21 protein-coding genes are annotated in these 20,586 nt (G+C 64.1%); 11 read left to right on the forward strand and 10 right to left on the reverse strand.

What is annotated here, in order from left to right; genetic code table 11:
- Positions 1–31 precede the first annotated feature (31 nt).
- On the forward strand, positions 32–877 hold the full coding sequence (locus tag AC1RMG_RS16295) for a helix-turn-helix domain-containing protein (protein WP_011063241.1): 846 nt from the start codon (positions 32–34) through the stop codon (positions 875–877).
- A gap of 49 nt (positions 878–926) precedes the next feature.
- A complete protein-coding gene (locus AC1RMG_RS16300) occupies positions 927–1,664 on the forward strand; it encodes a hypothetical protein (protein ID WP_011063242.1) in 738 nt (245 codons plus the stop codon).
- Positions 1,665–1,680: 16 nt separating this feature from the next.
- Here the strand turns inward: AC1RMG_RS16300 and AC1RMG_RS16305 are convergent, their stop codons facing one another.
- The 4 genes from AC1RMG_RS16305 to AC1RMG_RS16320 form a co-directional block, all read right to left on the reverse strand.
- Positions 1,681–3,036 (reverse strand): OprD family porin, encoded by a 1,356-nt coding sequence (locus AC1RMG_RS16305; protein WP_262211882.1) that lies wholly within the window; start codon positions 3,034–3,036, stop codon positions 1,681–1,683.
- A gap of 59 nt (positions 3,037–3,095) precedes the next feature.
- Positions 3,096–3,809: an acid phosphatase gene (locus AC1RMG_RS16310; protein WP_493169623.1), complete on the reverse strand. Its 714-nt coding sequence runs from the start codon at positions 3,807–3,809 to the stop codon at positions 3,096–3,098.
- Between the two features lie 455 nt (positions 3,810–4,264).
- Positions 4,265–5,605, reverse strand: a complete 1,341-nt coding sequence (locus tag AC1RMG_RS16315; RefSeq protein ID WP_065365239.1) for an ATP-binding protein — start codon at positions 5,603–5,605, stop codon at positions 4,265–4,267.
- Positions 5,602–6,312 carry a response regulator gene (locus AC1RMG_RS16320; RefSeq protein ID WP_011063247.1) on the reverse strand — a complete coding sequence of 237 codons (711 nt, stop codon included), beginning with the start codon at positions 6,310–6,312 and terminating at the stop codon, positions 5,602–5,604. Before AC1RMG_RS16320 ends, AC1RMG_RS16315 begins: the two co-directional genes overlap by 4 nt.
- Positions 6,313–6,536: 224 nt before the next feature.
- On the opposite strand from AC1RMG_RS16320, the gene AC1RMG_RS16325 reads away from it, so the two are divergent.
- Positions 6,537–6,809 (forward strand): hypothetical protein, encoded by a 273-nt coding sequence (locus tag AC1RMG_RS16325; RefSeq protein ID WP_011063248.1) that lies wholly within the window; start codon positions 6,537–6,539, stop codon positions 6,807–6,809.
- A 98-nt stretch (positions 6,810–6,907) separates the two neighbouring features.
- Here AC1RMG_RS16325 and AC1RMG_RS16330 read toward each other — a convergent pair whose 3' ends face one another.
- Entirely contained in the window at positions 6,908–8,068 is a 1,161-nt protein-coding gene (locus AC1RMG_RS16330) for an MFS transporter (RefSeq protein ID WP_072442582.1), read from the reverse strand.
- 101 nt (positions 8,069–8,169) lie between these two features.
- On the opposite strand from AC1RMG_RS16330, the gene gcvA reads away from it, so the two are divergent.
- The 3 genes from gcvA to AC1RMG_RS16345 all read left to right on the forward strand — a co-directional run bounded on the left by gcvA (position 8,170) and on the right by AC1RMG_RS16345 (position 11,547).
- Positions 8,170–9,105: a transcriptional regulator GcvA gene (gene gcvA, locus AC1RMG_RS16335; protein WP_401155497.1), complete on the forward strand. Its 936-nt coding sequence runs from the start codon at positions 8,170–8,172 to the stop codon at positions 9,103–9,105.
- A 107-nt stretch (positions 9,106–9,212) separates the two neighbouring features.
- Positions 9,213–11,141 (forward strand): alkaline phosphatase D family protein, encoded by a 1,929-nt coding sequence (locus tag AC1RMG_RS16340; RefSeq protein WP_493169627.1) that lies wholly within the window; start codon positions 9,213–9,215, stop codon positions 11,139–11,141.
- 40 nt (positions 11,142–11,181) lie between these two features.
- Positions 11,182–11,547 (forward strand): DUF7079 family protein, encoded by a 366-nt coding sequence (locus tag AC1RMG_RS16345; RefSeq protein WP_493169629.1) that lies wholly within the window; start codon positions 11,182–11,184, stop codon positions 11,545–11,547.
- 9 nt (positions 11,548–11,556) lie between these two features.
- Here AC1RMG_RS16345 and AC1RMG_RS16350 read toward each other — a convergent pair whose 3' ends face one another.
- The 3 genes from AC1RMG_RS16350 to AC1RMG_RS16360 all read right to left on the reverse strand — a co-directional run bounded on the left by AC1RMG_RS16350 (position 11,557) and on the right by AC1RMG_RS16360 (position 15,190).
- On the reverse strand, positions 11,557–12,126 hold the full coding sequence (locus AC1RMG_RS16350) for a hypothetical protein (protein WP_125062151.1): 570 nt from the start codon (positions 12,124–12,126) through the stop codon (positions 11,557–11,559).
- Positions 12,127–12,261: 135 nt separating this feature from the next.
- Entirely contained in the window at positions 12,262–14,310 is a 2,049-nt protein-coding gene (locus tag AC1RMG_RS16355; RefSeq protein ID WP_125062152.1) for a c-type cytochrome, read from the reverse strand.
- Positions 14,311–14,524: 214 nt separating this feature from the next.
- Complete coding sequence (locus tag AC1RMG_RS16360; RefSeq protein ID WP_015636898.1) at positions 14,525–15,190, reverse strand: ArsR/SmtB family transcription factor; 666 nt, start codon at positions 15,188–15,190, stop codon at positions 14,525–14,527.
- Between the two features lie 106 nt (positions 15,191–15,296).
- Here AC1RMG_RS16360 and AC1RMG_RS16365 point away from each other — a divergent pair, with 106 nt between their 5' ends.
- The 3 genes from AC1RMG_RS16365 (at position 15,297) to AC1RMG_RS16375 (ending at position 17,931) form a co-directional block, all read left to right on the forward strand.
- Positions 15,297–15,806 carry a DUF2938 domain-containing protein gene (locus AC1RMG_RS16365; RefSeq protein ID WP_368995000.1) on the forward strand — a complete coding sequence of 170 codons (510 nt, stop codon included), beginning with the start codon at positions 15,297–15,299 and terminating at the stop codon, positions 15,804–15,806.
- A gap of 175 nt (positions 15,807–15,981) precedes the next feature.
- Positions 15,982–16,563: a DedA family protein gene (locus tag AC1RMG_RS16370; RefSeq protein WP_011063258.1), complete on the forward strand. Its 582-nt coding sequence runs from the start codon at positions 15,982–15,984 to the stop codon at positions 16,561–16,563.
- Positions 16,564–16,683: 120 nt separating this feature from the next.
- Positions 16,684–17,931: a 2-aminoadipate transaminase gene (locus tag AC1RMG_RS16375; RefSeq protein WP_368994999.1), complete on the forward strand. Its 1,248-nt coding sequence runs from the start codon at positions 16,684–16,686 to the stop codon at positions 17,929–17,931.
- 24 nt (positions 17,932–17,955) lie between these two features.
- Here AC1RMG_RS16375 and AC1RMG_RS16380 read toward each other — a convergent pair whose 3' ends face one another.
- Positions 17,956–18,540 (reverse strand): hypothetical protein, encoded by a 585-nt coding sequence (locus AC1RMG_RS16380; RefSeq protein ID WP_015636901.1) that lies wholly within the window; start codon positions 18,538–18,540, stop codon positions 17,956–17,958.
- Between the two features lie 4 nt (positions 18,541–18,544).
- A complete protein-coding gene (locus AC1RMG_RS16385) occupies positions 18,545–18,985 on the reverse strand; it encodes a DUF3592 domain-containing protein (protein WP_228102218.1) in 441 nt (146 codons plus the stop codon).
- A gap of 545 nt (positions 18,986–19,530) precedes the next feature.
- Between AC1RMG_RS16385 and AC1RMG_RS16390 the strand changes: the two genes are divergently transcribed.
- Together AC1RMG_RS16390 and AC1RMG_RS16395 are read left to right on the forward strand one after the other, a co-directional pair.
- Entirely contained in the window at positions 19,531–19,926 is a 396-nt protein-coding gene (locus tag AC1RMG_RS16390; protein WP_011063263.1) for a GNAT family N-acetyltransferase, read from the forward strand.
- A gap of 36 nt (positions 19,927–19,962) precedes the next feature.
- Positions 19,963–20,586: an SMI1/KNR4 family protein gene (locus tag AC1RMG_RS16395; protein WP_493169634.1), complete on the forward strand. Its 624-nt coding sequence runs from the start codon at positions 19,963–19,965 to the stop codon at positions 20,584–20,586.

The following is a 20,586-nucleotide window of genomic DNA, read 5'->3' on the forward strand; positions in this document are numbered from 1 at the left end:
TCCAACGTATTGCACAAAACTGGACAAACTCATGGATGAGCACCAACCCGGCAAAGTCTTTAGGCCAGACAAGGATTTCGTGCAGTTTTGGCGAATACCAGAAGGCGACTGTGAGTTGTTATCGGCGCGTTACAGCACTCAGTCTTTTGGCAGGCATTCACATGATCGGTATGCAGTAGGCGTTATAAGCAGCGGGGTGGAAAAACTCTTCTATAGAGGCAGCTACTACCTGGGCAGCGCCGGCAGCGTGGTCACCATCACCCCGGGGGAAATTCATGACGGCCTCCCCGGGCATGACCAGGGCTGGATGTACCGCATGCTTTACCTCGACCCGGGCTGGGTCAACCGGGTGATTTTCCAGGGCCGCTTCGGCGCCGAGCACATCCATCTGTTCCAGAATGCCCTGAACCTGGACCCCAGCTTTGCCCTGACCTTCCTCCAGCAACACCAGATCATCGAAAATTCCCCACCCAGCCTGGAGCGCGAATCCATCCTCCTGGACCTGGTGACCCAACTCTTCGAACGCAGCGGCGCCCCCATTGCCGCCATCGCCAGCGCCGAGCGCAGCGCCGTCAAGTTCATCAAGAAGAAGCTCGAAGACGAATACGCCCGGCACATTCCCCTGGAAGAACTGGCGCAACTGGTGGACATGGACCCGCTTTACCTGATCCGCGTGTTCAAGAAGACCGTCGGCGTCTCGCCCCACAGCTACCAGATCCAGAAGCGCGTGGCCCAGGTGCAGAACCTGCTGCGCACCGGCGCCAGCCTGGCGGAAGCCTCGTTCAGCTGCGGCTTCTTCGATCAGAGCCACATGACCCGCGCCTTCAAGAAGGTGGTGGGCATTACCCCCGGCAGTTTCCGTAACAGCCGCGCCTGAGGCGTGGCCTTCTTTCCCTGTTGTTCCCGTTTGAGCAAGGACCCGCTGCATGCCCACGATCCAGACCCCGGAATGCACCCAACTGCCGGCCGGCGCCGTCGCCTACCCCGATGCCCAGGAGGTGTTCGTCGCCGACCAGCAGGAACTGGCCGAGCACCTGCTGCCGCTGCTGTCCATCGACGCCAACCTGATCAACCCCGGCTGGTCCGGGCGCCTGCACCTGCTGAGCCCCATCGAACCCGATGAGGGGCTGGTAGGCGAATTGACGGCAGACTGCGGCTTTGGCAGCGAACTGCTCAAGACCAACTGGATCGGCTTCAAGATCGAGAACGGCCGCTACCGCCTGTGCGGCGACCCGCGCTACTTCTTCCTGCACCCGGGCAATGCCGATCTGCCCGAGCCCCGGCGCAACGTGCGGGCCAGCCTGCAACGCCATTACGCCCAAGAGCACGCCACCTACCAGGCTTCGCGCCAGCGCTACCAGGAACTCGGCCGCCTGACCTGGCCGGAGGACAGCGACTACCACATGACCTTCATCGACCAGATGGCCGGCATCGCCGAGGGCTATGGCAACTGGGTGGAAACCGTGGAATTTCCCATGGATATCGTCGAAGCCACGGATGACAGCGGCGACATCGACGTCTGGCCCTTGAGCCCCGCTGGCCGGCGCTTCGAGCACGCGCTCAGCGTACCGGCCAGCCACTACGGAATCAGCGGCGCCGACCTGATCGTGATGTTCTACGAACCGGTGGAAGGGCTGGTGCTGTTCTGCTTCGACTGGTCCTGAGTCCCACCCCGCCCCTTCAGAACAGCGCCAGCGGATACTGCACGCGAATCCGCAACTGGTCGATGGAACCATCGGCCTGGGCGCTGTTGCCTCGATGCCAGATCTGCGTGGCCCGCAGGTGCAGGCCCTTCAGCCAACCGCTGCTGAAGGTGTAGCTCAAATCCAGGTCGGTTTCGTGATGACGCCCATCTTCGCCATACAGGCCACGGTAGATGCTGTTGGCCGGGGCATGACTGCCATCCACTCCCCAGCCCCGCTGATAACGCAGCCCCAGGTTCAGGTCCGGCAGCCCAAGCCAGGCCAGGCGCTGGTCGTAACGCAATTGCCAGGAGCGTTCCCGTGGCCCGTTGAAATCCGAATAGGGCGCGGAGTTGGCCAGGACGATGGATTGCCCGGTCTGGCCGTCTCCGAAACCTATGTAGTCGAACGGGGTATCCGAAAACGAGCGCTGGTAGGCCAGGGTCAAGCGATGGGCATCGAAACGGTACGCCAGGGCGTGGGAGGCGATCAGGTTGTCGATGGGGCCAAACAACGAGGCGCCGCTATCCCGGGTGCGATACAGGTTGAAGGTGTTGCTCAGGCTGCGCTCGCCAGCCAGTTCCAGGGTGTGGCCCAGGTTGAGGTAATGCTGGGTCCAGACGTCCTCCAGTTGCCCCAGGTAATAAGCCCCGCGCCATTGCTCGCCCTTGTAGTTCAGCCCCAGGTACTGGGCGCTGTCGATATTGATCCGCGCCCCGGATAAACGTCCGTATACCGTGGAAATCCCGCCTCGGGCCTTGCTTTCGGTGGGGCCGGACAAGGCACTCAGCCGCGCCGCTTCCAGGCTCAGCCCGTCCCAGTCGCGCTGCAACTGCCAGCCGTAGGCCATCCCGGGAATGATCCGGCTGTTGTTGGCCGCCAGTACCGGCGCCTGGGTGGTGAAATTGCCATAACGCAACTGTGCCTCGGCCACCTTGAGCTTGAGGGCACCGCCAACCTTGCCATGGCTGTCCCGCGGATGCCCCTTGCCGTCCAGCGCCAGGGTGCCGGTGCCGGTGCGCCCACCGCCACTGTCGAGCTTGAAGGCCTGCATGGCAAAGGCATCGAACCCCAGGCCCAGAAGCCCGGGGGTAAAACCGGAACGGTAATACAGCTGCACCGACTGGCCCCACTCCTGGCGATAACCATTGCGCTCACTACGCGGTTTGTAGCGGTTACGGCCACTGTTGTTGGGCCCGTTGCGGTAATCCCGGGCGAAGTACTGGTTATCGAAAAACATCCGGGCCTCGCCCTCGGTGAACAGCTCCTCCCAGGCCTCATCTCCCGCCTGGCTGATACCGCCCGGGCCCAGCCACAACCCCAGCAGCACAATGCTTGTGCGATACACGGACATGGCACTGTTCCTTGTCAGTGAAGGAGCACCGCCCGTAGCCGGCGCTCAGGGATAGGAGGTCAATCCAGGGCCAGGGTGGCGCGCAGTTCGCGCCGGGCCCGGTTGAAGTCGTCAAGGGCCTCAGGGTTGTGCAACAGCTCGACGGCCAGGGCCACCGCCGAGATCCGCCCCCCTTCAAGGTCCGTGGGGTAATGCACCCCGGCCACCACTCGGCTTTGCCCCGCGGCAGCGGCCCGTGCAAACAGCTCGTCACGCTTTTCCGGGACCATCCGCGCCAGGAGAATGGCGCTCAGGTAGGCATCCATGGTGTGCCCGCTGGGGTAGGACTCGCCCATCGGCGGCGCCAGCACCGGCTTTACCTCGGCGCTCAGCTCATAAGGCCGGGGGCGGGCGAAATGGGCCTTGGCAGGCATCAGGGTCTGCACCAGGTCCTTGAGGGTGCGGCGGAAGAACTGCGCAGTCAGCGGGTGCCGGTCGAGAGTGAACTGCGGCCCGAAAATCTCCCTGGCAAAGGGAAATACCGCGTCGCTCAGATGATCGTCGCGTTTGGCCTGCGTCACCTGCTGCGGCGTGCGTTGGCCCTGGACCAGCAGTACGGTCTCCAGGTCCTGGCGGTCCTCGGAGCTGCCGGCAAGTGGTGGTGGAGGCAGGAAGGCCGCCAGAACCAGCGCCTGAGGCGCCAGGTAGGGCTGCACCGGCGGCTGCGCCGCATGAGTGCCAAGACTGACGATCAGCAAAATAGCGCCCAGCATGGCTAAAGATTTACCAGTCATGAAGCAGATCCTTTCTTTGGGACGAGCAATAGCGGCCCGCGACAGAGGCCACAGACAGAGAAGTGCGATTGCAGGAAGGACAAACTCAGGGCGGCGCTTGAGGCCGTGATGTCTGGCGCATGCCAGTGGACGAACAGCGGAAGACGTGATGTTCAGAACCTTGGCCCGGGGCCAGGTACTGCACAGGCGGATCGATCAATGTCCAGGCGGCAGGCGCGTTCCGGACGACCAGGGTTGCGTTCATGGTGCCCACCGTTCTTGTTGTTATCGGTTTCGGCGAGGGTGCGCCCAGGGGCGCGGTAATGCCTGATCGAGTATCCCGGCGCACCAGGGCAGAAACCATCCTGCAAATGCAGGATGGCGCAAGTCACGCTACGGGCAGCTTGAAAAAAAGCCTAGCGGGCCAGGGCAGGAGGCAATGGAGCTCTGACGCAAGCCCTCAACTGCGGCAGCGGCTACAGCGGCAACTCCACCCGCGCCTCCAGCCCACCGCCTTCACGATTGAACAGCCGCAACTCGCCGCCGTGTTCGCGGACAATGGCCCGTGCTGCCGACAGCCCCAGGCCCACGCCGCCGGTGCTCTTGTTGCGCGAGCTCTCCAGCCGGAAGAATGGTGCAAACACCTGTTCCAGAGCCTCGGGTGGAATCCCCGGGCCACGATCGAGCACGCGTACCCGCACCTGATCCGCCCCCTGTTCCAGCACGATGGCTGGCTGCGCACCGTACTTGAGCGCGTTGTCCAGCAGGTTGGTCATCACCCGCTTGAGCCCCAGGGGCCGGCCGCAATACACCAGACGCGGCGGCCCGGTGAAGAGGATTTCCATGGACTGGTCGCGGTAGTCGTCCACCAGGGTCTGCAACAGTTCGGCCAGGTCGAAATGGGTGGCCTGCTCCAGCCGCGCATCGTCGCGGAAGAATTCCAGGGCCGAATTGATCATCGCCTGCATCTCGTCCACATCGCGGAACAGGCGCTGCTGCTGGTCGGCATCCTCGATGAACTCACCGCGCAGGCGCATGCGGGTCAGCGGTGTGCGCAGGTCATGGGAGATGGCCGCGAGCATCTGGGTGCGGTCCTTGATGAAGTGCTGCAATTGCGCCTGCATGGCGTTGAAGGCAAGAATCGCCTGACGGATCTCGTGGGGCCCCACCGGATCGATGGGCGGCGCGCGAAAGTCCACGGCAAAGCGCCGGGCGCCCTGGGCGAACTGCTGCAGCGGCTTGGCCAGCCGGCGAGTGGCGATCAAGGCCACCAGGCCGGTGGAAATCAGCACCAGGGCAATTACGATCAGGTTGCGCGTGCCCTCCTCCAGCCCCCAACTGCGTGACGCCGAAGAAAACATCAGCCAGCTTTGGTCGCTCAACTGCACCAGCAGCGCGTAGCGACCTTGGTCGCTTCGCCAGTCGCTGGGCTGATAGGCCTCGATATGCCGCTGCGGTGGGCCGAGCAAGGCGCGAAACGCCTCGGAGCCGTCGCGGTATTCGGAGTCTTCCAGCAGCGGCAGATCCAGGCCCCGCCGTGTCGCCTGCCAGACAATGCTCAGGTGATCGGTGCTGACCGAAGCCGCCAACCGCGAGCGCTGGCCCGGCTCCGAGGCCTCGACCATGCGCACGATGGCCGCGGACTTCTCCAGCAACCCGGTTTCCGCCAGTGGCGGATAAGCCCAGACCCCGGCCAACTGCACGAACAGTGCATTGAACGCCAGGGCCGTGAGCATGGCCATGATGATGGTCAGGGCGATCCAGCGCGCCACGGTGTCGCGCAGGCGATAACGCCACAAGGGCTTGATCAGCTTCACTGGCGGGTCACGCTGGGGGTGAACAGATAGCCGCCGTTGCGTACCGTGCGAATCATCGCCGGGCGCTTGGTGTCGAACTCCAGCTTGCGCCGCAGGCGGCTGACCTGGACATCGATGCTGCGATCGAAGGCGTCATGGGCCTGGCCCCGGGCCAGGTCCAGCAGCTGCTCGCGGGTGAGGATGCGCTGCGGGTGCTCGACAAACACCAGCAGCAGGTCGAACTCCCCCGCCGACAGCGGAATCATCACCTGGTCCGGCGAGCGCAGTTCGCGGCGAGTCAGGTCCAGCTGCCAGTCGGCGAACTTGATCAGCGGCCGCGGCACGTCCGCGCTCACCGGCCGGTTCTCCCCGGCCCGGCGCAGCACCGCCCGTACCCGGGCCAGCAGTTCGCGGGCATCGAAGGGCTTGCTCAGGTAATCGTCGGCGCCCATCTCCAGGCCCACCACCCGGTCGCTCAACTCGCCCATGGCGGTGAGCATGATCACCGGCGTGGCGTGCTGCTGGCGCAAGCGCTGGCACAGGGTCAGGCCGTTGTCGCCGGGGAGCATCAGGTCGAGGATGATCAGGTCCGGCACCTCCCGCTCCAGAGCCGCCCACAGCGACGCACCATCGGTGGCCACCACCACCTGGTAGCCCTGTTGGACAAAAAATTTCTTCAGCAGAGCGAGGACTTCAATGTCGTCGTCCACGATCAAAAGACGGCTCACCAGCAGGCATCACTCAAGGTCGGAAAGAGCCGTTATCTAAAACCATTCGGCGCGGCCCGTCATATATTTCAACGTGGTAACAAACCTTCAGCCACGCAATAAAGCAGACATCTTTGCGCAAGGTTCACCTGCCAGCATCGGCTTCCCCTTGCTGGAGAACCCTGACCATGCGCCTGCTCAAACCCGCCTCGGCCCCAGCCCCTCTTGCCGCAAAGGAGCTGCCCATGCCCACCTGCGAACAACACGCCCTGATGCTGCTGCAACGCGTGACCAAGCTCGACAACGCCAGCCTGCATTGCCGCGAAGTCAGCCTGCGTATGTCTGAAGACCAGAATCACCTGGTGCTGACCCGCTACAGCGAGCACTACAGCCCTGAGGGCATGGAGTGGGTGGAGCGCAAGCATCGGGTGTCGGTGACCGACCTGCTGCGCTGGGTGATCGAGCAGGGCCAGCCGCAGAGCATTGAACGCGGAGAAGAACACAAGGCCTCGGCCTGAGGCCTGTAGGAGCGAGCTTGCTCGTGACGATCGCGCGCAAGCTCGCACCTACAGAACTCCGCTAACTGATCTGACTGGCCGTGGCCACAGAGGCGCCCCTAAGCCTCTTCGGCAGACGCCTGTCTGCCCTCCTCCCCACGGACACCAACCTCTCGACACGCCAACGCACTCACCGCCAGACACCCCGCCGCCAGCGAATACACCCACACCGTGGACGCCACCGGCAGCAGCAAGCCGGCGATCAAGGGCCCGACCCCGGCGCCGATATCCCGCCACACCGCATTGGCCGCCAGGGCTCGCACCCTGCCCGCCCCCGGATGCCGCTGTGCAACCACCGTGACCACCAGCGGCAATTGCAGGGCCCGCAACACCAGCACCAGGGCGCCGCCGACAATCAGCCAATGGCAACCAAAGCCCACCAGGGCCACAGAGGTCAGCAGGGAGAAGACGATCAACATCCGCGTCGCGCCCCAGCGTTGTGCAGCGAGGCCGCCCAGGGGGCTCAGGAGCATTTCCGAAACGTAGCGCAGGGCCAGAAGCCCGCCCGCCACCAGTACCGCGTTGCCCGCCATCAGCTGCTCGGCCTGCAGCGACAGGCCAATGATGAACAGACCATCCAGCACCAGCCCTTCGATAAAGGACCACAGCGCCACGCTGTCGGGGCGCTGAAAACGGCGGCTGGAACTGGCCAGTGGATGGGGCTTGCTCGGCAGGCCGAAGGCCAGGAGCAGGGCGACCAGCGACGTCAGGGCCATAAGAAGGAAGATCACTCGCGGGCCATATTCGACGCTGACCAGCGCGCCCAGGGGCAAGGCCAGCATCGGCCCGGTGGCGATCAGCGCCCGGGAGCGGCCGGTGCGGCGGGCGGCGCCCGTGGGCTCGGCGGTGGCCATGACCTGGGTTGACAGGTTGAGGGCCGCGTAGGTCAGGCCCCAGCCCAGGCGCAACAGCAGCAGCCACCAGAAACCGGACAAGGTGGCGTAGCCCAGGGCACAGAGGGCGGCGGTGAAGGCGGCCAGCACGCAAACCGGGCGATCACCGCGCCGGGCGTAGAAGCGCATCACATGGCTGTAGCCGAAGATCCGCACCAGGCGGTTGGCTGCCAGCAACAGGCCGGCTTCGGCCAGGGTCACGCCGAAGGCCTCGTGCTGCATGGGCAGCAACAGGTAGAGCAAGGTGTCGCCGGGCAGGCACAGGCCGAGGATCGAGGCGGCGCGGGCGGAAGCCTTGTCGGTGGTGCGGGCGTGGGTATCGGGCATGGCAGGCAAACCGGCAGGTCATGAACGGCGTTCAGCGTGACCTTCTGTTGCGGCACTGACAAACGCTTTAATTGCGCCATACATGTGACTAAATTAGACACATGATCACTGACCTGCCGCCCCTGAACGCCGTCCGCGCCTTTGCCGCCGCTGCTCGCCACGAGAGTTTCAGCCGCGCCGCCGAAGAACTGCATGTGAGCCACAGCGCGGTGAGCCGCCATATCAAGTTGCTGGAAGAGCACCTGGGGGTGCTGCTGTTCGAGCGGCGCATCCGCCAGTCGGTGCTCACCCCTGCCGGGCAAGCCTTCCATGAGCAGGTCAGCGTGGCCCTGGCCCAGATCGCCAATGCCGCCGCCTCCCTGCGCCGCGGCGCGGCCCTGCGCAAGGTCACCATCAATGTGCGGCCGTCCTTCGCGGTGCGCTGGCTGATTCCCCGCTTGCCGCAGTTCATGGCGCTGTACCCGCAGATCCAGCCGGAGGTGGTGACCAGCACCCTGCTCCCCGATCCCGCCAAGGAAACCTTCGACCTGGTGATTCGCCGTGGCCGCTCCGGCTGGGCAACCACGCTGCAACCCCAACGCCTTCTGGAAGACGAAATCCTGGTGGTGGCAGCGCCGTCGCTGTTGCACAGCACAGCACTGAACAGCCCCGATGATCTGTCGCGACATACCTTGCTGGTCAGCCGCACCCGCGCCAGCGACTGGCAGAAGTGGCTGGAGCACTGCGGCCTGAAACCGCTGCGCACCTCGCCGACCTTGCATTTCGACCATATGCACTTCGTGCTCCAGGCCTGCGTCGACGGGCTGGGCCTGGCGCTGTGCCCGGCATCGTTGCTGGCCAAGGACCTGGCCAGCGGCCGCCTGATCTGCCCCTTGCCGGACCTGCGCCAGCCCCTGACCCGCTATTACTACGCGCTGGCCAGTGATGCGGCCCCCGAAGCCCAGGTGTTTATCGACTGGATGCTGGCGCAGATTCACCAGGACGCCATGGATCATCAGGTACAACAGCTTGCGGGCAATGCGGGCCCACGCCCATAAATAATCGGATACAAAAGCCTTGCTCCAGCCCGCGCAACCGACGTTTCTTCGACATCGGCTGCGCTACCATTTCGCCCCCTTTGCAACCGCTAGAGATCCCGCAGCAGATGCTCCCGACCACGCCCCCCACTGCCCTGCCTCCTGTTCTCGCCGGCCCGTTGCTGCGCCGCCTGGAGCCGACGCGGCTGGTGCTGTGGCTGGTGGGCTCCAGGGCATTGGCGCTGACCCTGCGCATGCAGCCCGCTGGCAGCGCGACCCTGGATCTGGCCCTCGACCCGCAGCAATGCCAGGTCATTCCCGTCGGTCGCCATGCCTTCATCCATCTGATCGATGTGGCACTGGACGATGCCCTGCCCCTGGACGTGACGATCGCCTATGACCTGCTGATCAACGATGCCGAGGACAGCGCCCGGGCTATTGCCAATTGGGCGCCGCACCTGCTGTATGGCGATGCCAGGACCCCTGAGTTCGTGCTCCACAGCCGCATCGACAACCTGCTCCACGGCTCCTGCCGCAAGCCCCATCACCCGTCCGCTGACGGCTTGCTCTGCGTCGACCGCCTGCTGGCGCAACAACCCGAGCCTGCACAACGCCCGGCCTTGTTGATGATGAGCGGCGACCAGGTGTACGCCGACGATGTGGCCGGGCCCATGTTGCGGGCCATTCACGCCCTGATCGAGCGCCTCGGGCTGTTCGATGAACAACTGGAAGGCGCCGTAGTGGCCGACAGTCAGGCGCTGTACCGCCATGGCGCCAGCTACTACCAGCGGGCCGAATTGCTCCCGGCGCTGAAGAGCAATGAAACCCTGCGCGAGCGGTTTTTCGGCGGGGTGAAAAAACCGATTTTCACCAGCAGCAACGCTGACAACCACCTGGTGACTTTCGCCGAGGTGCTGGCCATGTACCTGCTGGTATGGTCACCGCTGCCCTGGACCCTGATCACGCCGCAGCCGCCACGACTGACACCGGAACAGCAAACGCGCTACACCCGGGAACAGCAGCGCATCGACGATTTTGTCCAGGGCCTGAAGGGTGCCGCGCGGGTCTTTGCCCACCTGTCGTGCCTGATGATCTTCGACGACCACGACATCACCGACGACTGGAACCTCAGCGCCCAATGGGAAGAAACCGCCTACGGTCACCCCTTCTCCAAACGCATCATCGGCAACGCGCTGCTGGCTTACATGCTGTGCCAGGGCTGGGGCAACAACCCGGATGCCTTCGCCCAACTGCTGGAACACACCCGGGCCTTGAGCACCACGGCACAAACTCCGGAACGCATGCTGGAATGTCAGGCCCAAAACGACCTGATCGACCAGTTGCTGGGTTTCCAGCAGTGGCAATACGTATTGCCCAGCACCCCGGCCCTGGTGGTGCTGGACACCCGCACCCGGCGCTGGCGCAGCGAGTCCAACCTGGGCCAGCCCTCGGGTTTGCTGGACTGGGAAGCCCTGAGCGAACTGCAACACGAACTGCTGGATCACCCTTCGGCGATCATCGTTTCACCGGCGCCGATCTTCGGCGTCAAGCTGATCGAAACGGTGCAGAAGGTCTTCAGCTGGTGCGGCTACCCGCTGCTGGTGGACGCGGAGAACTGGATGGCCCATCGCGGTTCCGCCCAGGTGATCCTGAACATCTTCCGCCACTCGCGGACCCCGGGCAGCTACGTGATTCTCTCGGGGGATGTGCATTACTCCTTCGTCTACGAAGTGCTGATCCGCCACCGCCAGGGCGGCCCGCGGATCTGGCAGATCACCAGCAGTGGCATCAAGAACGAATTCCCCGCCGCCCTGCTGGAATGGTTCGACCGCCTCAACCGCTGGCTCTACTCGCCGCGCTCGCCATTGAACTGGTTCACCAAGCGCCGGCGGATGAAGGTGATGCCCCATGTGCCCGAGCATGCCGAGGCCGGGGAGCGGCTGTGGAACTCGTCGGGGATCGGCCAGGTGTTTTTCAATGAGCAAGGGCAGCCCGTGGCGATCTATCAGCACAATGCCAATGGCACGGCGCCGACACGGATGATTGCGCCGAGATAGAATTCGCTGTCGCCGGCCACCAGGAAGGACCCGCCCCAACATGCCTTCAAGCCCGATCACCCCGGTACAGCGAGACACCATCCGCTACCTGCTCTCGGACGCCTTTGTCGACAACGAGGTGGACTACGCCTACATCGCCCGGGAAACCCAGGACTACGACCGGGCCGAGGTGGAGCGCATTCTCTACGAAGAGGTGGCGCCGGTGTGCTACATCAACCTGATGTCGGTGATCCCGGAGATCTGGATCGGCTTCGAGCGGGAGTCCTTGCTGGAGGAAATCGAGGATAGCCTGGCACTGCGGCGCAGCAGCCGCTGGCAGGCCTTTCGCGACCGCTTGTTCATCCGCTGGATCCGCTTTCGCGGCGCCTATATCTGGGAGGAAATCTGCAAGCACTATGGCCCGTAGGTTCTTGCCCTAGCGCGCATCGGCGCTGCAGTAATCGGTAGGCCGCAGCGCCACCCGCTCCGGCAGCATCTCGCCCTTGTCGTCGATCTTGCGCAGCATGGCGGTGCACATCTGATCCTGGAGAAACACCATCTGATAGGTGGCGCCGGCCTCGGGCACGAAGGTCACGCTTTGCTCGCAAACGGCGCGGTAGTCCTTATCCATCCCCGGTTCAGTGTTGTAGAACATGAAGGCGAACGGGCGATTGGCCGGGATCTTCAGTTCGTTGGCACCAAAGCCTTCCTGGCGGCGCATGCGGTCGGTGGCGGCCGTCATGGGAATGCCCAGGTTGCGGAAATTGGGATTGGCAATGCCGCGATGGGGGCGAACCATCAGCCCGGAGCTCGGTTTGCGCCAGTCGATGCAATCGCTGTAGGGCACGCCACGCACCAGCCCCTGGGCAACGATGCGGATCAGCGCGGTTTCACCGGCATCGGCCGGCACCCGGTAGCTGACGGTGGTCGCTTTGAGCGCGGAAACAAAGGCACAACCGCTGAGCCCCAGAGACAGGCTCAGCAACAGGATCGAGCGAAACCGCATGATTCATCCTTGAAGGACCGACAGCGAAGGCTGACGCAAAGGATGGCAATCTTACCTCGGCGCCAGGGCGCGTCGGCAGATTTTTCTGCGGGGCCTGTAGCCGCAGCCAAAGGCGGCGACTACAGGGTCAAGCCCTCAGTAACGGGCGTCCGCCGGACGGCCGCCGTTGGGCCAGTCCTTGACCTTGTCCGGGAAGTCCGGGCGCGGCTGGTGGGAGAAGTATTCGGCCACGTCCAGGGCTTCCTGGTCCGAGAGGCCGCCCTGGCCCAGGGGGAACTTCTCGTGGAAACCGATCGGCATGTTGCGTTTGACGAAGGCCGCCGCAGTGTAGGTCCGGGCCATGCCGGCACCGATGTTGAAGGATTGATCGCCCCACAGCGGCGGAAAGATCAGGCTGCCGTCGGCGCGTTTCAGGCCTTCGCCATCGGCTCCGTGGCACACCGCGCATTGCTTGGCGTACACCTGCTTGCCATTGTCGGCATTGGGCTTGAGGGCCGGATCGATCTTGCCCACACCGCGGCCGGCCACCTTGTCTTCTGGGCGGGTGTTCATTTTCATCCACTCGAAGTAAGCCACCATGGCTTGCATGTCGGCGCCGTTCACCGGCAGCGGCTTGCCGTGCATGGAGCGGCGGAAGCAGCCGTTGATGCGCTCTTCCAGGGTGATGGTCTTGCCCGCTCGCGGCGCGTAGCCGGGGAAGAACGCCGAGACACCGACAAAGGGTGAACCGTCGGCCACGGTGCCGGCGTTGAGGTGGCAACTGGTGCAGTTCAGCGAGTTGCCGACGTTGTCCGGCAGCAGGGCCTTGGTTTCCAGATGCAGGCGCATGCCACGCACCACTTGCTCGGCATTCGGCGCCGCCAGCAGGTTGGCCAGGCGCGGGGTTTCGAACAGGGTGCTTTCCACTTGCGGGCTCAGTTGCGCCCGCATCTTCTTCACTTGCTCGGCGCTGATGGCGGAGCCGTTGTTGCCCCAGCTGCTGCGGACAAAACTGAGGATCTCGGCGATCTCGCCATCGGCCAGCTGGGCAAAGCCGGGCATGGTGTAGACCCGTGGATGGGCCGCGGTCTGGGCGGTCTTCCAGCCGGTCAGGGTGATGTGCAGCAAGGAGGTCGGGTTGGCTGAGGCGACGCTGGGGTTGCCGGCCAGGGACGGGAACATCTGCGGCACACCGGCGCCGTCCTGACGGTGGCAGTCGGAACAGAATTGCGCGTAGCCCAGGCCGCCACGGGAGGTGAACAGGTTGTTCGGCGGGGCCGCCGGGGCCAGGGCCACCGATGGCATGGGCAAGTCGTCCTTGCCGGCCGGCAGGGACTTGAGGTACGCGGCGATGGCCGTCAGGTCGGCGTCGGTGAAATGCTGGGTGCTGTGGTGGATCACGTCGGCCATGTTGCCGGATACCGTGGCAAAGCGGTTCTGCCCGGTCTTGAGCAACTGCACCGTGTCCTCCACGGTCCACAGGTTGCGCAGGCTCAGGGCTCGCCACTCTTCCACCGTCTCGCCGGCCAGGTAGTGCTGGCCGCCGGATTCGCTGTCGCTCATGGCTTTCTCCTGGAAGGCGATGCCCCGCGGGGTATGGCAGGAACCGCAGTGGCCCAGGCCCTGGACCAGGTAGGCGCCGCGATTGAGCTGTTCGTCCTTGGCCGGGTCAGGCTTGAAGGGCTGCTTGTCGACGAACACCAGATTCCAGAACCACAGGCCCCAGCGCTGGTTGAAGGGGAACCCCATGTCGGCTTCCAGGTTGCCCTGGGCTACGGGTTCCACCCCGTGCATCAGGTAGGCGTAGAGGGCGCGCATGTCCTCTTCGGTCATCTTGGCGTAGGACGGATAGGGCATGGCCGGGTACAAATGACTGCCGTCAGGGGTTACGCCTTCGCGCATGGCGCGGTCGAATGCTTCGAAGCTGTAGCTGCCGATACCGGTGTCTTTATCCGGGGTGATGTTGCTGGAGTAGATGGTGCCCATGGGCGTCTTCAGCTCCAGGCCACCGGCCATGGTGGCCCCGCCCTTGGCGGTGTGGCAGGCAATGCAGTCGCCGAGCTGGGCCACGTACTGGCCACGCTGGATCAGTTCGGAATCTGGGGAGGAAGCGGCGGCTGCCGGGGTCGGCTCGCTGCCTTGAACGGAGTGTACGCAGAGCAACGCAGCGCCCAGAAGGCACAGGCGTGACAGAGAAAAAGCCATCAGGTTATTCCTTTAAAATCCGCCTGGGGTGGTCCCCTCGGCCGATATCCACAAAGGTTTTTATTGGTTATCCCGGCCTTCACGGTACAGGCCCGGGGCTCGATACCTTGTGGGTCCGAGCCTGATGTCCTTGTAGCGGATTTTTCTGAAAACCCTGTTGATATGGATCATGGCCCTATAGGCAATGTCCTGTATGGCCGACTCTGCGACACTTTTACCGGGTGGTTTCCACCCCTAGGCCGGCGGCCTGCCAATCGACGAAACCGTCGTCCAGGCGCCGCACCCTGAAACCCTTGGCGCGAAGCAAGGCCGCGGCATTGTGTGACAGCACGCAGTAGGGCCCGCGGCAGTAAGCCACCAACTCCTGGCCCGCGGGCAACTCGGCCAGACGCTGCTCCAACTCTTCCACCGGGATATTGATTGCCCCCGGCAAATGCCCAAGGGCGAACTCCTGCGGCGAGCGCACGTCCAGCAGGGTCATGCCGCCCTCCTGCAGGCGTTGGCGCAGCTCTTCCCGGGAGATGCCTTCCAGGCGCCCCGGCTGCTGCTCGCTGTCGGCCAGCAGCTCACGGATCTGCCCGTGGTTGTAATCGACGTATTGGCGCAAGCCCCCCAGAAGTGCGGCCAACGGCCCCTGGCTGAGGCTGTAGAGCACTCGCTTGCCGTCGCGCCGGGTCTGCACGAAACCGCCCCGGCGCAGCTGTTGCAAATGTTGCGAGGTGTTGGCCACCGAGAGTCCGGAGGCTTCCACCAGGCGCTCCACCGGCTGCTCGCCACGAGCAATGTGCTCCAGCAGGATCAGGCGGTGGTGATGGCCGAGAATACGTGCCAGCTCGGCCATGTCCGCCAGAGGCTGTTGAGGGGAAATCGAATCGGTCATTGACAGCTCCTGCTGCTTTATTGATCATTCAATCACTTAATTGAATGAAACATTATCACACCCATAGCCGAGGCTGAAGTGCAGCCATCCATACCCAGGAGTCTTTATGCATGAGTTCATGGCGTTGATTTTACCGGCACTGCTGATCGGTGTCGGCGCTACCTTGGTCCTTGATTTGTGGACGCTGTTTCTGGCGCGAGTGTTGAACATTCCTGGCCCCAACTGGGCCATGGTCGGACGCTGGATCGGGCATTTTCCTCGTGGGAAGTTTGTGCACCAAAGCATCGCCCAGGCCGATGCAGTACCCGGGGAGCGGGCACTGGGCTGGCTGGCTCACTACCTGATCGGCGTCGTCTTTGCTGCCCTGTTGCTGCTGATCTGCGGCCTGGAGTGGGCGCGGCAACCGACCCTGGCACCGGCCCTGATCATCGGCGTATTGACGGTGGCTGCGCCGTTCCTGCTGATGCAACCGGGCATGGGCGCCGGGATCGCGGCGAGCAAGATGCCCAAACCGAATGTGGCCCGGCTGCGCAGCCTGATCGCGCATTCGGTGTTCGGGCTGGGGTTGTATGGCGCGGGGATGTTCTGGGCGTGGGTGTTGGGGCAGACTGCGTGATCGGCGCCTCAAGCAGTGCCCACTAGACCCGATTCTCGACTCGCAAGCCGGGAACCCGTTCAAACTCCCGCAGATGCGCAGCCTGGACGTTACACCGCAGGCAAGAAAAAAGGCACTCAAAGCCAGGATGACGACTCGAAGTCAGGGCGGACTTCAAATACGGAACTGGATAACCATGCTCGAACACCTCGACCTTAACGCGCTGATCGCCGCCTACGGCTATTGGGTGATCTTCATCGGCTGCCTGCTGGAAGGCGAAACCGTGTTGATTCTCGGCGGCATGGCGGCGCATCAGGGTAGCCTGCAATGGCCGCAAGTGATCGGCTGGGCCACCCTGGGGGGCATCCTCGGCGATCAGTTGCTGTTCTGGACCGGGCGCTATGGCGGGGCGCGCCTGCTGCCCAAGCTCAAGCGCCATCAGGCGGCCATCGAACGGGTCCAGGGCCTGATCCAGCGTTACCCCTCGACTTCGGTGTTCGCCGTGCGTTTTCTCTACGGCATGCGCCTGGTCGGCCCGATGGTGATCGGCGCCAGTGGCCTGGCACCCTGGCGTTTCGCCCTGCTCAATGTGCTGGGCGCGGCGGTCTGGGCCATCTTGTTCGTCAGCGCCGGTTACTGGGCCGGCGAAGCCTTGCAGCATTTTCTTGGCGACCTGAAACCCTATCGCCTGCCGATCTTCCTCGGGGTGATAGCGCTGGTGGTCCTTGCGGCACTGGTGCGGCATTTGCGTAATAGGCACAAGGCCCAGCAGCACTGAGACAAGGGCTTTGGCACATCGGGAATTTTCATACTGACCCGGCGACTTTATTTCGTTTGTCCAGGCCCCCCGGCCCCGGCTTAGATAACGGCTTGTTTCCGGCACCCAGAGCCCGCATCCATGAGCCACGAGAACATCAGCCGTTCGATCTCCACCGTCCACCCGATCCGCCTCAGCCACGGACGCAACGCCGAGGTCTGGGACATCGATGGCAAGCGCTACATCGACTTTGTCGGCGGTATCGGCGTGCTCAACCTCGGGCACTGCCACCCACGCATAGTCTCAGCCATCCAGCAGCAGGCCACCCGGCTCACCCACTACGCCTTCAATGCCGCGCCTCACGGGCCCTACATCGAGTTCATGCAGCGCCTGGCAAACTTCATCCCGGTGAGTTACCCGGTCAGCGGCATGCTCACCAACAGCGGCGCCGAGGCCGCGGAAAACGCCCTGAAGATCGTGCGCGGAGCTACCGGGCGCAGCGCGGTGATCGCCTTTGACGGAGGCTTCCATGGGCGCACCCTGGCCACCCTCAACCTCAACGGCAAGGTGGCGCCCTACAAGCAGAAGGTCGGTGTACTACCCGGGCCTGTGTACCACCTGCCCTACCCCAGCGCCGACAACGACGTCAGTTGCGAAGAAGCGCTGAAAGCATTGCGTCGGCTGTTCAGCGTGGAGATCGATGTACAGGAAGTGGCCTGCTTCATCCTTGAGCCGGTGCAGGGCGAAGGCGGCTTCCTGGCCCTGGACGCCCCGTTCGCCCGGGCCTTGCGCAGCTTCTGCGATGAACATGGCATTTTGCTGATCGCCGACGAGATCCAGTCCGGCTTCGGCCGCACCGGGCAGCGTTTTGCCTTCTCGCGCCTGGGCATCGAGCCGGACCTGATCCTGCTGGGCAAGAGCATTGGCGGCGGGGTTCCACTGGGCGCCGTGGTGGGTCGCAAAGCATTGCTGGACGTGCTGCCCAAGGGCGGCCTGGGGGGCACCTACTCGGGCAACCCGATTGCCTGCGCGGCGGCGATCGCGACCCTGGATGAAATGACCGACGAGCACCTGCAGGCCTGGGGCGAGCGCCAGGAGCGGGCGATCGTGCAACGCTATGAGCATTGGAAAAGCAGTGGGCTCTGCCCCTTCCTGGGCCGTCTGACGGGGGTGGGAGCCATGCGCGGCATCGAGTTGGTCAATGCCCGGGGCGAACCGGCGCCAGAGCAACTGAGCACGCTGCTAGGCAGCGCCCGGGATGCGGGCCTGCTGCTGATGCCCAGCGGCAAGTCGCGGCACATCATTCGCCTGCTGGCGCCCTTGACCACCGAGCCTGAAATCTTCGAGGAGGGCCTGGATATTCTCCAGGAATGCCTGGCGCGCCTGTGATTCCCGGCGCGCCTCAGGGCGAGGCTAGAACAGGTAGCCCATGTAGGTGGCAATGCCGCCACCGGCCTGTGGTCCGACGTTCATGCCAGCCATGACCACTGCGCCCTTGGCCGAACGCAGCAGCTGCTCGTTGACCTTGATCGAAGCCATCATGGTCGCCGGGTTGCTTCCCAAAACGACGGCCAGGGCCAGTAGCTTGGGGTCCAGGCCGAACAGCAGGGCCGTGGCCGAACCGCCCACCACCAGTCCGCCACCGACCTCGGTATAGAAGCAAGGCCCGGTGATGTCGTCCTCGGTCAGGTCCCGGCTGCGAAGGGCATCGCTGACAAAGACCTTGCCGGTGCTGGGAAAAGCCTCCGCCGCACCGGCACCACTGACGCTCTTGCCCTTGACCTGGATATTGACCTTGCCGAAACGCGGCAGGCGCCCACCAAAGCCGGCGCCCACCCCCAGGCCGCCGTAGCGATAGCTGACGTCCTTGCCCTGAGGCGAACGCAGGGTGATCGAACCACCACCGCCGGCCACGAGGGCTACGGTCAGGCCGCCGCCGCTGGCGGTCTGGTACAGCCATTTACTTTCGTTGACCGGAATCGGAATGCTGAGGTTCATGGGGTCAAAGTCCTTTTGCTCGTTGTGTGGCTCGTCCGCGCTGGCTGATGACACCCACCAGGCCGGCCAGGGTAAATACCAGACCGATCAGGCCGAGCACACCCGGGGTGGCCCAGAGTGCTGCCGGGTCGTCGATGATTGCGCTGTTGGCCGGCCGCTCGGGCTGGTAATACACCCGCACCGGCTGGTCCTTCTGGTAGCCGAAGATAAAGCCACCCTGGGGGTAGGAAATCTTCTCACCGGTACTGCTGGTGAAGGCGATCTCGGGGTGCGACCCCCCGGCATTCAAATCGCTGACGATACCGTCGGCGGTCTGGGCGCTGGCGAGGAACTCGCGGCGATCAAGGGTGAGATTGACGGCGATGACCAACAGGCCGATGCCGATCAGGGCAAACAGCAGACCCTGGAGGATCTTGCCAAAGCGTGACGGGGTGGAGTTAGCCATGGGCTGTCTCGATATTCGTCCGTGAAAGAGGGAGGCCACGATAACAAGAAACCTGCCTCCAGAAAAACCACTGCCGCGGCGCAAGCGCATTCCGGCAACGGCGTTCAGGCGCCCTGGAAAGCGGCCTGAGCGCCTGTCGCCAGCGCTTGCAAACCGAATTTCCGACGGGCATTGCCCTGGAGGAATTTGTCCGCAAATACCGGCGGAAGTTCCAGGCCCCGGACCTGCTCCCGGCGTTTTTTTTTCAACACACCAGGAGGAACTGGCCGGCGAGCAGCACGTTGCCCTGGCCACAAATCCGTGGCCAATGCCTGAACGCCGCGAACAGCCGTACGAGTTTCGAAGAGCTCCCTTGGCCGGTTGCGTTCAGGCTCCGAGGGCTGCCAGTTTCCGAGGCAGGCTTGTATCCTCCAGGTCGCCCACGGTCGAGCCGGCACGCCGCTGCGACAACGATGCCCACTGGGCCGAAGCACTCAACTACATGGGTCGGCCCCGAGCACAGTCGGGGCGCGATCTGCCCGTACTTGCCCATTGGAGAGTTCACCATGCTGATCCGCGACGCACACGCCGCTGAAAGCGAAGCACTGCGGCAGTTTCTCGGCGATAACGGCTGGGGCCATCGGGTGGGCAGCAGCGAATACTTCGCCCAGTTGCTGGCAAACTCCCAGCGCACGGCGGTCGCCCTTCTGCAGGGGCAGATCGTCGGCTTCGCCCGAGGCATCAGCGACGGTCTGTCCAACGGTTACCTGTCCATGGTGGTCGTTGCCGAGCAGCACCAGCGGCGCGGTATCGGCCGCGCCCTGGTGCATTGGGTGATGGGCGACAACCCCGAGATCACCTGGGTCCTGCGGGCCGGGCGCCCCGGGGCAGCGGAATTTTTCAGCTCGCTGGGCTTCGAACCCTCGATCATCACTCTGGAACGCACGCGCCATCGCGCATAATCACTCCCCCGCCTCCAGCGCATCCAAGGAAGCCCCATGTCCGAACAGCACGACTCCAACGCCGACTGGCCCCCCGCCGGCTGCCCGCCCCTGGCCTGGCCGGACCTGCCTGACCAGGCTGCACGGCTGAACTGGTACCTGGCCGCGATTGGCGCCTACGGCGCGCTATGGGAAGGGCACGTCAACGAACCGGAATTGACGCCTGTCAGCGAGGACGCCCTGCAGGCGCTGGAGCAACGCCTGGGCTGCCCGTTGCCTCGATCGCTGCGCGACTACCATCGGCAATTGGGGGTGCTGTCCCTGGCGGAGGTCCTGTGCAGCGTCGGGCCCGGGCACACGCCGATCCAGCCGTTGCTGGAGGCTTATCCCGGTATCGTCGAGATCGGCGATGTCGATCTGGTACTGGCAGGCAAGCTGGTGGCCTTCGGCGACTACCTGGGCAATGGCAACCTGTTCTGCTTTCACCGCGAATCCGGCGCGGTCTACTACTTCGATCACGACACAGGCGCGGCGCTGACACGCTTTTTCGACTCCCCCGAGGAGTACCTGGATGCGCTGATGCTGCTCGGCCTGGCGGAGGTGTATGACGACGATGATGCTGCCGAAGCATTGATCAGCCAGCGCTACGGCGAGGACCTGGTACGCAAGTGGCGCTATTGA

Source organism: Pseudomonas sp. GW822-FHT04H02 (assembly GCF_058800645.1).